Annotated in this window: 13 protein-coding genes; 7 read left to right on the top strand and 6 right to left on the bottom strand. The window is 52.8% G+C overall.

All coding sequences use genetic code 11. The annotated features are described in order from the left end of the window. Positions 1-456 (bottom strand): hypothetical protein (locus VE954_RS21620; RefSeq protein ID WP_324956647.1); only part of this gene is annotated, 456 nt, incomplete at its 3' end. Positions 457-604: 148 nt separating this feature from the next. Here VE954_RS21620 and VE954_RS21615 point away from each other — a divergent pair. From VE954_RS21615 to VE954_RS21595, 5 genes are read left to right on the top strand one after another with little or no spacing between them, the layout of a single operon-like run. Continuing rightward, positions 605-1,642 carry an ABC transporter ATP-binding protein gene (locus VE954_RS21615; protein WP_324956645.1) on the top strand — a complete coding sequence of 346 codons (1,038 nt, stop codon included), beginning with the start codon at positions 605-607 and terminating at the stop codon, positions 1,640-1,642. Continuing rightward, positions 1,639-2,445 carry an ABC transporter permease gene (locus VE954_RS21610; RefSeq protein ID WP_324956643.1) on the top strand — a complete coding sequence of 269 codons (807 nt, stop codon included), beginning with the start codon at positions 1,639-1,641 and terminating at the stop codon, positions 2,443-2,445. The genes VE954_RS21615 and VE954_RS21610 overlap by 4 nt, the downstream gene beginning before the upstream one ends. Before the next feature lie 11 nt (positions 2,446-2,456). Then, entirely contained in the window at positions 2,457-3,248 is a 792-nt protein-coding gene (locus tag VE954_RS21605; protein WP_324956641.1) for an ABC transporter permease, read from the top strand. Positions 3,249-3,278: 30 nt separating this feature from the next. After that, positions 3,279-4,427, top strand: coding sequence for a magnesium/cobalt transporter CorA (corA, locus tag VE954_RS21600; RefSeq protein WP_324956639.1), 1,149 nt, complete (start codon positions 3,279-3,281; stop codon positions 4,425-4,427). Further along, on the top strand, positions 4,420-4,974 hold the full coding sequence (locus VE954_RS21595) for a histidine phosphatase family protein (protein ID WP_324956637.1): 555 nt from the start codon (positions 4,420-4,422) through the stop codon (positions 4,972-4,974). Before corA ends, VE954_RS21595 begins: the two co-directional genes overlap by 8 nt. A gap of 154 nt (positions 4,975-5,128) precedes the next feature. Here the strand turns inward: VE954_RS21595 and VE954_RS21590 are convergent, their stop codons facing one another. Continuing rightward, positions 5,129-5,917 (bottom strand): PilZ domain-containing protein, encoded by a 789-nt coding sequence (locus VE954_RS21590; protein ID WP_324956635.1) that lies wholly within the window; start codon positions 5,915-5,917, stop codon positions 5,129-5,131. A gap of 85 nt (positions 5,918-6,002) precedes the next feature. Further along, positions 6,003-6,365, bottom strand: coding sequence for an Hpt domain-containing protein (locus tag VE954_RS21585; protein ID WP_324956633.1), 363 nt, complete (start codon positions 6,363-6,365; stop codon positions 6,003-6,005). A gap of 192 nt (positions 6,366-6,557) precedes the next feature. Between VE954_RS21585 and VE954_RS21580 the strand changes: the two genes are divergently transcribed. Next, positions 6,558-7,568, top strand: coding sequence for a hypothetical protein (locus tag VE954_RS21580; protein ID WP_324956631.1), 1,011 nt, complete (start codon positions 6,558-6,560; stop codon positions 7,566-7,568). A gap of 6 nt (positions 7,569-7,574) precedes the next feature. On the opposite strand, the gene VE954_RS21575 is transcribed toward VE954_RS21580, so the two are convergent. Beyond that, entirely contained in the window at positions 7,575-10,352 is a 2,778-nt protein-coding gene (locus VE954_RS21575) for a 7TM-DISM domain-containing protein (protein ID WP_324956629.1), read from the bottom strand. Between the two features lie 238 nt (positions 10,353-10,590). Here VE954_RS21575 and VE954_RS21570 point away from each other — a divergent pair, with 238 nt between their 5' ends. Continuing rightward, entirely contained in the window at positions 10,591-11,466 is an 876-nt protein-coding gene (locus VE954_RS21570; protein WP_324956627.1) for a farnesyl diphosphate synthase, read from the top strand. Here VE954_RS21570 and VE954_RS21565 read toward each other — a convergent pair whose 3' ends face one another. Continuing rightward, entirely contained in the window at positions 11,467-12,723 is a 1,257-nt protein-coding gene (locus VE954_RS21565) for a hypothetical protein (RefSeq protein WP_324956625.1), read from the bottom strand. It abuts the gene before it with no gap. A 148-nt stretch (positions 12,724-12,871) separates the two neighbouring features. Further along, positions 12,872-13,723, bottom strand: a complete 852-nt coding sequence (locus tag VE954_RS21560; protein ID WP_324956623.1) for a lysophospholipid acyltransferase family protein — start codon at positions 13,721-13,723, stop codon at positions 12,872-12,874. Between the last annotated feature and the right edge of the window lie 36 nt (positions 13,724-13,759).

The raw sequence follows: 13,759 nt of genomic DNA, 5'->3' as shown, positions 1-13,759 counted from the left end.
GCGGCCGATGCATTGGCCTGGGTGTCGGCCAGCATGGTCTGCAGGGCATTCTGAGTCAAGGGCGCCCGACGCCGCAGGGGAGGCCAGAAATTCGCGACTGTACTGAACGGTGCGAGCGAGGCCACGTTCGGCCATCACGTTGGCTTCACCACAGAGCACATCTGTAAATTCAAAAATCAGAGTCAGGTCACCCTGAGACTGCGCGGAAAGATGCACCAAACCCTTGGATTCGCAGGCTATCGTGAATCCCGAAGCCTGAGCCTTCCCATTCGGTAACGCGGGATTAAGATAACTCTGGGATGCATAGGAGAAATCGAAAGACGAGACGGGAAAGGCTTGAGGACGAAGAGTTTCCCCGCCATGCTGCGATGGGGCTTGGGTTTGCCAAAGCAGCAGAGCCGCGCCAGCGAACGCCGCCAGGAATAAAAGACTTACAGTGATGCGACGAAGAGCCATAAAACCCTTGCCCACAAATGAATTGAAAGATGTTTTGGAATTAACAGTTTCCAGCGAAGACTGCAAGCATGGAACGGGTGTTCAACAAAAGTCATCGACGCGACGCGAACCGTGTCACCATGCCGCTCACAGCAACAGCAGTCAAAGCATGAAAATTGGTGTTATGATGAACGGCACTCGAACGGAAGAAAGGCACAACGTGATTCGGGTTTCCAACCTTTCGAAAACCTATCGCATTCATGAAAAGGATCCGGGCCTTTTGGGTTCCATCAAAGGTCTTTTTAACCGACGCTGGATAGACCGGCACGCCCTGAGGCCCATTTCCTTTGAAGTGGCTCCTGGTGAAATTGTGGGTCTCCTTGGTGCCAATGGCGCTGGCAAGACCACGCTGATCAAGATGCTCGCCGGCATCATGCACCCGAGTTCCGGTACGGCTGACGTCCAGGGCTTTGTCCCCTGGCAAAGAAAAGCGCAGTTCAAACATCAGATCGCCTTGATTCTGGGTCAGAAATCCCAACTATGGCCCGACCTACCGGCGGCCGATAGCCTGCTCCTGCTTCAGGAAATTTATCGCATTGACCTCAAGGACTATCACAAGCGTCTGGATTACTTTCTCGATACCCTCGATCTGCGGAAGCTTTTGAAAACTCAGATTCGCCGCCTCAGTCTTGGCGAGCGCATGAAATTTGAATTGGTCGCGGCGCTTCTGCATCAGCCCAAGGTGATTTTCCTGGACGAACCCACCATCGGCCTGGATATCGGATCACAACGCGCGATTCGAAACTTTCTTCAAGACTACCGTCGCAATTTTCAGCCGGCGATGATTCTGACCAGCCATTATATGGAAGATGTCACCGCACTCTGTGAACGCCTCCTGATTCTGCGTGATGGCGAGCTGGTGTTTTCCGGTAAACTCGCAGACATTACCAGCCGCTATGCCCAGACCCGCAAGATCCGTTTGGGTGTGAAAGATGATGCGATGAAAGCCGCGATCCTGAGCGTCTGTCCCGTGGCCAAGGATGATGGCGAGGATGCCAGCACGTTGATCCTGTCTGTGCCGAAGGATGATGTCAGTGAAACAATCTTTAAAATTCTCAGCGCAGCGCCCCTGGTCGACCTCGCGATCGAAGAGGATGATCTCGCCAGCATCATCGATGCTCTGCAGACGGCACGGGAGCTGGCATGAGGTGGTTCTATCAGGTGATGTCCGGACAGATCCGTATGCGCCTCGCCTATCCCTGGGGATTTTGGATCGGCTTGGGCCTGGAAGTTTTTGTGGTGGCGTCCATCAACTGGTACCTTTGGAGCGCGGTCCTGGAATCACGGGGCGGCCAGGCTTTCCCTGGATATACGCTGCGCATCTTGGTGCTTTATTCCTTGATTACGTCCCTCCTTCGTAAAGTCCAGGTGAATACCGACCAGTTCGGAGGGATAGGCGACGATATCTATTCCGGCTCTCTGAACAAATATCTGGTTTACCCCGTTTCCTATTTTGGCTTTCGTTATGCTATGCACCTGGGTGGATCGCTCGTGAGTTTGGTGCAAAGCTCGCTGGCTCTCTTGCTGTTTTGGGTGCTCTTTGCCCTACAGGACATGCCATTGCCCGGAGCATCCAGTCTGATTCAGTTCCTGGTCCTGGTCCTGCTCGGGATCACGATCCGCTTTATCATGAATGCCACCTTGCAAACCATGGCCTTTTGGTTTGAACAGGTGTGGTCGCTTCTGATTCTCTTCAGTTTTCTCATCATGCTGCTGGGCGGCCAGCTGATTCCTTTGGACCTTTACCCAGCCTGGGCACGCGAGGTCCTTTTCTATACACCGTTTCCTATACTCGCCGCCTGGCCTGCAGAAGCCTTGCTTGGTAAAATGTCGTGGCTTACGTTTTTTCAGGTCTGCGGAGTTGCCTGCGTGTGGCTGGTTGTCTTTAACGTCATCGCCCGCTTCAGCTTTGCTCGCGGCGTGCGGAATTATTCGGGAATCGGAGCCTGAGAGGAACGTCCATGATCTGGCGCTACGTTCGCATCTATCTCAATTTTTTACGCTTTGCAGCATCACGCGCCATGCAGTTCCGTGCCGAACTTCTGTTTCGCGTGGTTATGGATGTATTTTACTACAGCGTGTTTTTGGGTTTCTATGAAATTCTGTACAGTCACACCGAGCTCATCGGTGGATGGAACCGGGCTCAAGCGATGGTCTTTATCAGTGGCTTTCTGGTGGTGGATGCCCTCCAGATGACTTTCTTCGCGGACATGTATCACGCTTTCCAGCAGATGTATCGGCTGGGAGCCCTGGATCACTACCTGACCAAACCTATTTCATCCTGGTTTTTCGTCGGATTTCGTCATATTAATTTTGGTTCCCTCATCAATGTCAGCGTTGCCGTATCCATTTTAATATGGGCCTTGCAGAACTATTCCCAACCTTTGTCCTGGCAAGCCTATGTGGTCTATGGAATGATGATCGTGGCCGCCAGTTTCCTGTATTTTTTGCTTATCTTTGCTCTTTTGATGAGTATCTTCTGGACGGAAAGCACCGAGGGTCCTCTTTCCATTTATTTTGAAGCGGTGAATTTTGCCACAAGACCGCACCACATCTTTCATGGTGTAATCAAAGGCATCCTCCTCAGTATCGTTCCTTTTTCAGTCTTTGCCTCGATACCGGCCCAGGCCCTGTTTGATGATGTGGGCTGGGGTTCGGTGCTGCATATGCTGGCTGTGGTCGCAGGATTTTTTCTGCTGAATCGTTGGCTCTGGCAAAGGGGTTTACGGCGCTACGCCTCGGCTCAGGGTTAAACGCATAAGCATGACAAGGAGACAAGCACGGTGCCCAACAAATTACTGGCCAAACGTCGCATTCGTTACAACATTTTCCACCGTCCTCCACCCGGCAGCAGCCCCGGGACCGTGATCGAACCCATCGATCCCACCCCGACCCGACTCGTGCTCATGGCCTATGATCACGAAAAACTCGATGCCCGGACCCTGACCGAAGTCCCAGGGCTTTCGGAGCTGGTGAAACAGCACCAGGTGTCATGGATCAGCATCATTGGCCTCGGCAATGTACCGCTTATACAGAAGCTCTGCCAGGAACTAGGCATTCACCGGCTGACGGTCGAGGACATCATCAACCAGTATCAGCGGCCCAAGGTGGAATATTTCGACACCTATAGTTTTATTACGGTGCATATTCCGCGCCTGGACGCGCGCAACGAAAGTGAGCACGTCAGCATCATTATTGGGCAGAATTTTGTGGTGAGTTTTCAAAACTCTCCGGTCGACTATATGGAATCCATCCGCAACCGGATTCAGAAAAAAGTCGGTCAGATTCGGCACAAGGGCTGTGATTATCTGTGCTATGCGATTATCGATGCCGTGATTGATCTTTATTTTCCCATTGCGGAGTTTTTCGCGCACAAACTGGAGCTGGCCGAAGAGGAAGTGGTCCATGCGCTGAAGCCTGCCGCGATCCTGGAAATCTACAATATAGGTTCCCGACTGAACTACTTCCATCGTATACTATGGAGCCATAAGGAACTGCTGAGCCAGCTGATCCGTGATCCGGAATCGCCGATCACCGAGGACGTGATCGTCTATATGCGCGACTGTTATGATCACACGATCCAGATCCTCGACTTTTTGGAAAATCAGAAAGACAGTTCGAAAACTCTGATCAGTTTGCACCTTTCGCTGCAAACCCATCATTCCAACGAAGTCATGAAGTTTCTGACGATCATCACGGCGACATTTATTCCCATGACCTTTATCACCGGGCTGTACGGCATGAATTTCAATCGCGAATCCAAGTGGAACATGCCGGAACTGGATTGGTTCTACGGCTATCCCTTTGCCTTGAGTTTGATGGCATTGTCGGCGGGTTCTCTGTGGCTTTACTTCTATCGACGCCGCTGGTTTGCATTGGCGCCGACCACACGCGGTGAACTGGAAAACGGACAACGAGGTCTCGATGATTGAACGCAAACGACGTCTGGTGGCTCTCCGTCATACCCCTGTGGCTGTCAGCCCTGGCCTTTGTTATGGGCAAATTGATGTGCCTTTGGCTGACACGTATGGAGATGATCTGCGCAGCGTGCAGGAGATCCTGCCCGGACGGTCGTATGCTCGTGTCATCAGCAGCCCCCTGCAGCGCTGCTATCGTCTGGCGACCGATCTTCAGGTAGGCGCTGTGCAAAAAGACCCAAGGCTGATGGAGCTTTCCTTTGGCCATTGGGAAGGGCAGTTGTGGGATGACATCCCGCGAGTGATCAGTGAATACTGGACCGAAGATGTCGTGCGTCGCTCCCCTCCAGCCGGGGAATCATTTCTGCAAATCATTGCGCGCGTGCAAGCTCTGCTGCAGGATCCTGATCTTTGGTCGGCCGGTGAAAACCTGCTGCTCGTCACCCACGCCGGCGTGATTCGCGCGTTGCATCATATTCTGACAGGTGAAGACTACGACAGCTGTCTGCGTCTGCCGGTTCGGTTTGGTGAGTATCGGGCCTGGGATATTGAACCGGTTTGAAGGCTGTCGCCTCGACCCGTTCAGACACTTTACCGATTTGAAGGCTGTCGCCGCGACCCGTTCATCTTGGTGAACATCGCGCCTCAGGCACTTAACCGGTTTGAAGGCTGTCGCCGCGACCCGTTCATCTTGGTGAACATCGCGCCTTAGGAACTTAACCAGTTTTATTGCTGGGGCGGAAAAGTTTCGTGAGACCGCCTTGTATCAGCGGATCCAGTCGGTCGGTGCGTCCGACCTGCCTCAGGCCCAGCATAATGCAAAGCACATGAACCAGAATCTCCCGCTTATCCCGCGACTTCAGTTCGCGTTTGGGCATACACGAGACCGTGATCCCGCGCGAGGTGAAGACTGCAAAATCCTGGCGCAAACCATTCAGATAGAAAACGTGAGCTTCCACGACTTCGCTCTGGCCATCGATATGCAGATGCACTTCAATGGCACCTTTTAATCCACCATACGAGTGCCACGCAGGATTCTGATAAATATCACCGACACTGCCCTTGGGCAGCGCCTTGAGCATAATTCCGGCATCCATGAAATACAGAAAACGCGTGAGAAATTGTTCATCAAGACTGTGCACACGCTCAAAGCTGAGGCCGGCCATGCCCTTATCCAGAGCCACCACCCTCACGGGCATTTTATAGGAAGAGCCCATGATCGCCATGGAAGCCTGCACAACCTGACCGCTCTTGAGTAAAGGGGCCAGCGCTTCCAGGTTGTCGCCGCGCACGCGCAGGCCACCGTAACTGATATTGAGAATGCGGAATGTCTTATCGCCCAGCGTGACAAACGCCAGTTCGTAAAACGACACATCATGGCGGTGGTAACGGCGGCGATAGCTCTGACTGGCTTTGGCGTAAATGTCGCCAAGCTTGGGCCGGAAGAGGTTCCGGGCCACTGCGTGGCGAAGCCGTTGTAAGATGTTTCGTCGAAACGCCATCATCCCTGCCAAAGATCATAAAATCATGATGGGAAATTCCCCTTTTAATCTTCGGCAGATCGGGACCAGGACTTGGGGGGCATTGGAATCAAGGAATTAATTTCAAGGCATTACAGGTGTCAGCGAACACATCTGGCAGGCCCGCGATCACGCCATGGGTATCATCCCGCGAAGCATTCGCAACACATAACTGCTCAAGATGTCTCAGCTTTTGGGCCATGAGTGTCGCACCCACATTCAGGCAGCTGCCTTTCAGCCGGTGGGCCACGCGGCGCACGGTTTCGCCGTCATCTGTTTCCGAGGCTGCAAACAGCTCGTCGAGTGACAAGCGTCCATGTTGTTCAAAAATATCAATGACTTGCTGAAGAAATGCACCTGACTTGGCATAAACGCGTAAACCTTCCAAAACGGAAGAATCGAGAATTTTAGTCGTGGCTGGTTCCTGCATCATGGTGCCTTCTCCGCAGCTGGTTCGCGTTCTTCTGGGTATATAATTTTGGTGAGAATTTCAAGCTCTTATCCATTCCAGGGCCGGGCCTTCTCAGGTTCCGCCCCCGACATTCCGAGCCTAAAGAGGCCATTTTTTTGTCGGCCAGGCCTCCAGAAAATCTGCAGGCCAATTGGGATCGAGGTACCGGTATCCATGCATAGAAATAAAATTCTCTTCTTTGATCCGCAACGCAAGAACCGTCGTGATGCCCTGCGCATTCTCACAGCCACAGGCTGCGAAGTGATCGCCCCCGAGTCGTTCAAGAAGCTGGAAGAAGCCGTCCTGGAGCATCAGGTCAATACCTACGCTTTGGATATGGAAGGGCATCAGCATCTGATCAGCCGTGGTATCGAACTGGCGACAATTCCAACGATCGTGATGTCCCAGTCGCCTCTGACCGAGATCTTCCCCTACTTGTCCGATCTTCGCCACTTTACCAATTTTATCGCCAAGGGTTCCAAGAACGCGCTGAATAACAGCGACCTACTGGGGACCATTGCCAAGATTATGCACAATGATATTTTTGGTTTGAAAAAATATCTGGCCTGGGGCGCGCACACCTGGACCTTTCACATCCGCGATGCCTCCACACGACGCGAGTATGTGAACTTCATCAAAGAGTACGGCCGTACCATGGGCCTGCGAAGTTCGATTATCAAACACATGGAAGTGGTCACAGAAGAACTGCTGATGAATGCGGTCTATGATGCCCCCACGGACAATCGGGGTAATCGCCTGCACAATCATAAGAGTCGCACCGAATCAGTGGTGCTACCCGTGACGCAGGCGGCCCGCCTGGAGTTTGGCAGCGATGGTCGGCGTATTGCCATTTCAGTGACGGATCCTTTTGGTTCCATCACGCGCGATCTGGTGCTGAAATGCTTAACCCGCTGCTTCTCCATCAAGGGCATACCCGAATTCAGTGAGGAAAGCGGTGGCGCCGGTTTAGGCCTCTTCTTTTGCTACAAGCATGTCGACAGCCTGATCATCAATGTCGACCCTTTGAAGCATACAGAATTTATTGGACTCATTGATGTCGAACAGAGTGTCAAGGAAAGCAAGCTGGATTCGTCGCATACGGCCTTGCATTTCTTCAACACGGATAACTATTCGCCGACATTCCTGCAGTCCGGTCCGCGCAATCTTCGTAAAAAGACCGCCTGAAGCTAATCAGGAGACCCGCTGTAGGGAGCGCTGCACGATGCGCTTCTGCAGCGGCAGGCGAATCCTCAGGCGGAATTGACGATAGCCCTGCAGCTGGCCCGGACCTTCCAGAATAATCTCCACATCACCGCCAAGCATTTTCGCAAAAGCCCGAACGGCTTCCATGCCGACTCCACGCCCCGAGATTTCGGTCACGACCTGGGCGCTGGAGATGCCTGGCACAAAGATGGTATGAGCTACTTCTTCGTCACTCGCCTGGTCGGTCAGCAGGTTTTTATCCAGCGCTTTGCGCAGCAGGACGGGCAAATTAAGGCCCTTGCCGCTGTCACCATAGATGATGTCCGTGTGCTGGTCCTGGTGCACGATAGCCAGAGTTATTTGCCCCTGCTCGTCCGGTGCAAACCCATGATCCAGACTATTGCGGAAGGCATGCACGAAAATATCCTCGAGCATTTCGATCTGATTCGGTTCTACATAGAAATCCGTCCCCTGAATCACCACTTCCGGCGTGCGTTTGCTCAGCTGTTCGGCCAGCGGCTTCAGGGAGCTGATAATAGGCTGCAGGGCTTTGTGAAAACTATTCACGTTCAGCTGATCCAGGTGACCGAGGATATCCATGAATTCCCTGTGCAGGTAAGCACTCATCTGCTCCCTATGCTGCACCACCAGACTCGAGAGGCGGACCATGGCCGTTTCAAAATCGGCGAAAGCCCCGCGTTTCAATTTTTCGTCATGAATGATGCGATAGTCATCAAGCAGGGTCTCGACGGCTTTAAGGCCCTGCAAAGAGAACTGCCGCTCCGTCGGACCGAGGTTATTGCGATCAAAACTAAAGAGCCCGTTCTCAACCTGATGCACCACTTTGGATATTTCTTCAAAGCCGTAGGTCCGCGCATTACCCTTAATGGTGTGAGCGTTGCGCAGGATCATGGCCCACGAGTCCTTCAGATCGGGCCTTTCCAGAATCGCATAACAGTCCTGCAAAAGGTGATGCGTCGACTGGACGAAACGTTTGAATTTGGAAGCCGGCAGATCCAGAATGCGGCCCATGATTTCCAGTTCCCGCTGCCGGGCTGCTGCCATGGCCTCCGCTTTCTTGATTTCCGTCACATCACGAATGGCCGTCAGAACTTTTTGCACCTTGTTATCCGCATCTTCGATCGGCGCCCATTCCATCTCCAGGTCACGGCGTTCGGAACCTTGAATAAGCTGAATATGCCTTGGCAAAAGATGCGAGTTGATTTCAAAATTAATCACATCCTCGGCCATGCAGGATTCCAGGACGGAATGCAGCATTTGGACTTTTTCAGTGGATTGATCCGATCGGGCAAAGATCAAACTGAAGAGTGATTGACCCTCCAGATTTTTGTGATTCAGGATGCTTTCCAAATAACTCGAATATTCCTTGTGGATGATACCATCCCCATCCACCGTACAGATGCCCTGCTGGATATTGTTGAGCATAACGCTCATGTCTTTGGTCTGCTGCCAAAGTTCGATAGTCCGGGCCTTCACCTGGGCCTCGAGCTGGGAGTTCATCTGCTCGGTCACGCGGCGGGCTTCCACCTGGGCCTGGAGAGCCACCTTCTGGGCCCTTCGAATCTTTTTGTTGATCTCATTGACCTTGTCAGCGGCACCGACGGACAGGAGGACAACCAGGGCGGCGGTGGCGATTTCAACACCATGCATGGACCAAAAACTCACCGGAATCAGACCCAATTTCTGGGTACCGAACAGAAGCGCTCCCATCATCAGAGAGACCCAGGCCAGCATAAAGAAGCGCGCAGGCTTATAGCCTTTAACCAGCATAAAGATACTGCTGAAAAAGATTAGGATCGTCGCCATGAGTCCAGACATGACATAGGCTTTGACCGCGATATAGGGCAGGACAAAGCTGGCCAGGCACTCGAAACCAAGCAGGCTGATAAAGAAGAGATAAACGATCTGCAGCCGGCGATAATTTTTGATGGGCAAAAAGCTATAGGCATTCAGCAGGGCCGTAAGAAAGACAAAGGGCACCGAAAAGGCAACGGATGCATTGGCCCACCAGATCACATTCGACCAAAGATATTCGATGGCAAGGCCATTCATGGCCATTTTAAAGAAGAGGAGGGCCAGCAGAAACGATGTCAGAAAGAGATTTTCCAGACTTCGGGCACCAAACGTCATAAGCAGATAGTAGGCGATCATAACGGCCAGAAGTCCCACATACATGCCCTGAACATACTGGCTTTCGTGGTCTTCTTTCATGATTTCATGCAGCGTTTTGAAATAAAGCAGGAACTCGGAAGCACCATTGGTTTGCAGACGCAGATAAATTTCCGTGGGCTGGGTGGACTGGACCGGAATATCAAAATAGAAAAAGCGGTTCTTCAGATCACGGCTCTCAAAGGCGCGACGATCCCCCGATTCCTTGTGCTGCCACTCGCCCATTTCATCTTGGTAATAGAGATCGATGCGATCAATCAAGGGATATTCAAGACCTAAAAACCAAGGCTCGCGCGTGATGTCCTTACCGATGACCCGAAAATGAAACCAGTAGGCCCTACCGGTGAAACCGTAGTTCGGGAGTTCCTGAACCTCGGGCTTGAAACGTCCCTTTTCCCAGGCTCGTTGGGCTTTTTCAAAGGTCATTTTGCGGCTTTTATCTTCAAACACATCCGCCACCGGGCCCACTGTGTACCGGCCTTGATCCGGGTCCAGAATCAATAAGCGCTCCTCGGCTCGCGCCAGTCCTGCAAGGACCCATGCGACCAGGCAAAGCAGCTTTATGACTCTATGCATGCCATTCACCTCGACAATTCGATAGTTTAGAGTCGGTATTCCCGATAAAAACTTGAAAATTTCCAGGGTATCTCACAGGATTAGCTGGTAAATTTTAATTAAATAATAGTATCAGCGTGTTAGGCTTGCCTTGGAGAGTTGTACAGGCCCCCCTCCCCAGCTGTGCCTGTCGACCGAAGCCGGCGCACTGGACAGGCCGGGTCGCTTTTGGTCTAATGCCCGTATCAGGAGGGTGGTTATGGTAAGTGTTATCGAGTTATCCCCGTGGCTGGAACGCTTCGAAGCGGAATGGCTCAAGACTCAAAATAATCTTTACAGTGCTCCCACTCGTTTGCATGCAGCCTGTCGCTATGCATTGGCAGGCCAGGGCAAACGCATTCGTCCCCTCCTGGCGATGGCCGCAGCCGAAGCGGTCGGCTCGTCCTGGGAAAAAGCCCTGCCCGCTGCCATGGCCTTGGAATTCGTTCATACCTATAGTCTCGTGCACGATGACCTGCCGTGCATGGACGATGATGATCTGCGTCGAGGCCGGGCCACGACGCATAAGGTTTTCGATGAAGCCACCGCACTTCTCGTCGGTGACGCCCTGCTCACCGATGCGATGGGCCTTCTCCTTGAAACACCGGATGTTCCGAGCGCAACGCTGGTCGAGCTGGTGAAAACCTTAAGCCTCGCGGCCGGTGGTCGCGGGATGGTCTATGGCCAGGATTTGGATATGCACTGGACGGGACGGTCGGGATTTACCGCCGAGGATCTCGATGCCATTCATCTGAATAAGACCGGCGCTTTGATCGCAGCGGCCTGCGCTCTTGGGGGTCTGGTGGGGCAGGCGGCACCGGATGTCGTCGAGCGGCTGCGAACCTTTGGATCGCAGTTGGGCCTCGCCTTTCAAATCATCGATGATCTTTTGGATAACAGTGGAACGACCGGTAAATCCCAGGGCAAGGATGCCGATTCCGGTAAGCTCACGTATTTGAGTTTAATGCCGCATGATGAAGCCCATGCAAGGGCGGAACGTCTCACCGAGGAAGCTTTGCAGAACCTGCTGTCATGGGGAGAAAGAGGCGCTGCCCTGCGCCTTTTAGCTATGAAACTCTTACAAAGATCGTACTGATTATTGAGGTTGCGCCTGGGTTGCCAGGATTTCGCCGAACCAGCTGATCGCTGAATAATAGAGCGGACACGTTTGATGGCGAAAGGGCTTCGAGGCATCCGGGCTGTCCATGATCACCTTGGAAATCGGAGCATTCGGGGCCAAAGCGCTGATCGCTCCCATGGCATAATCCGTGAGTTGCACCGGCACCGCTTCATCATCGCGACAGTGATAGAAACGGGTCAGTGTTTTCGGAGTCCAGCCATCCTTGAAGTGGCTGTTCTCTTTCAGCAAACGTCGCAGCGTCTGCGCCTCAAGCGTGGTGGGCTGCGCCTGAGTAAAGTCAGCTATGAATTCGGCTTTAAAGAGCGCCGATGGGGCTGATGGCAAAGTCTTCAGGGCATCTTCGTACGATTTGCTGCCATCCAAAGTCTTTTTGACTTCATCCAGACTGATGGCAAATACTTTACTCAAATCAATTTCCGGCGCCAAATACTGAGCATACGAGAGAGCCAGGAGCGAAAGGTTCACGGGATTGACCTGAGGCAGAGCCATGCTTCCCATAGCCGTTTGCTCCAGCTCATAGGGGCCAGCACCCGGTGCTGACGCGACCAGCTGAAATTCGGTGGCGTGCTGCGTTTCGATGGCTTTCTGCAAAGCCATCGTTGCATAAGCGCCTTCGGAATAACCGCGCAGGAAGAGGGGACCAACCGTCAGGCCGTTGGCCGCAATGAACGTCTTGGAGGCACGCAGCATTTCGACCAAGGCTTTGGGATAAGCATTCTTAAAGAGATAAGGATGGGTGGTCCCGGTAGTTCCACCAAAGCCGATCTGATCGGCAACAACTGTAATAAAGCCCTGGGAAGCCTCAAAAATTCCCTCTTCCGGTTTATTACTGGGCGCTTGAGCCTCGCCTGTAATCGTCACATGCTGAAGGCTGATCCATGGGAAAACCGGCAGCCGTATCATCGGCACGATGACAAGGCCAGTGCCTTTCACAGGATTGTTTTTCATATCGGTTGTTCGGTAGTAAATGCGGTAGATGTCAACACCAGTCCGGGCTTTGACACCGAGCGCTGCGAATTTCTGGTCCAACTGCTCCTTGGGAACATTGGCCAGTTTCACGGCCATCATGAAGGGCGAAGGCACGCTGGATTCCACCTGGATGTCGGCTGTGGTTTCTTCTTCCTCGGTTTGATCCGGCAATGGCTGCTGGCAAGCGAGAAGCCCGCTCAACATAACGACGCTGATCAAAAGCCTTCGGGGCCAGGTTTGCATAGGCGACTCCATGGGTGTTGCTTATGTACCTCATCGGTTCCCTTGGCTTTTGGCTTAATTACAGGCTGTTATGCTTTTACAATCAAGGTCTTAAGGTTAATCATTACAAGTAATGCGAAGGCACTATTGGCCTCCGCTTGGCTCACGATTATTTCCAGCGGTTATGAAACCAGAAGTAATGTTCCGGATACTGCCGAACGATGCGTTCCACAACATCATTGAACTGCTGTGAGTTGCGCAGGGCATCTTCGGAAACCTGACCTTTATTATGGTCCATCGTTAATTCCGGCTCGCAGGTCACCACATGCTGGCCAAATCCCACGCGATGAATATGCACCGGCACGATAGGGGCTTGCATGCGCCGCCAGATCGCGGCAAAGCTGGTATTCGTCTTCGCCGGATGACCGAAGAACGGCAGACGAGGTTCGCCGGGTCGCGCCTGATCGATGATAAAGCCGACGATATTACCCTGGGCCAGCACCTCGCGAATGCCGCGAAAGCCATCACCCTTTTTGTCTCGTTTGATCCAATGCAGGCCGTTGTATGTCCGCAGTTCTTCCACGAATCGATTCATGCCGGGGGAGCCAATGGTCTTCATCACCGCATACACCGGCGCAAATTCCTTGGAAACTTTGGCTGCCATAGCTTCCCAGTTGCCCATATGAAAGCAAAGCACATACACACCGCGGCCTTTGGCGAGAGCCGCTCGCATATGTTCAGCACCTCTGAGTTCAATATTCTGAGCCAGGGGCGAGGTCGAGGAACGCAGAGTTTCCAGCAGAGTTTGAACAAAGTTATAGACGGCGGCGCGGGCAATCTGCAGTTTTTCCCGATCGCTTTTGGTTGTGCGGAAGGCGCGATCCAAATTTTGCAGCATCAGCTTACGCCTGAAACGCAAGAGATCGAACACAAAAAAGGTCAGCGTCGCGGCCAGTCGTTCAAGGGCGGTTGGCGACAGAAGGCCGAGCGTTCGGGAAAGCAACCGCATCAGATAATACATGTCAAAGGATCTCCCAAAGGCAGGCGGACCAAGTGA

The organism is Oligoflexus sp., from assembly GCF_035638955.1.
Lineage (GTDB): Bacteria > Bdellovibrionota_B > Oligoflexia > Oligoflexales > Oligoflexaceae > Oligoflexus.
This window is presented reverse-complemented; position numbering and strand designations above follow the sequence as displayed.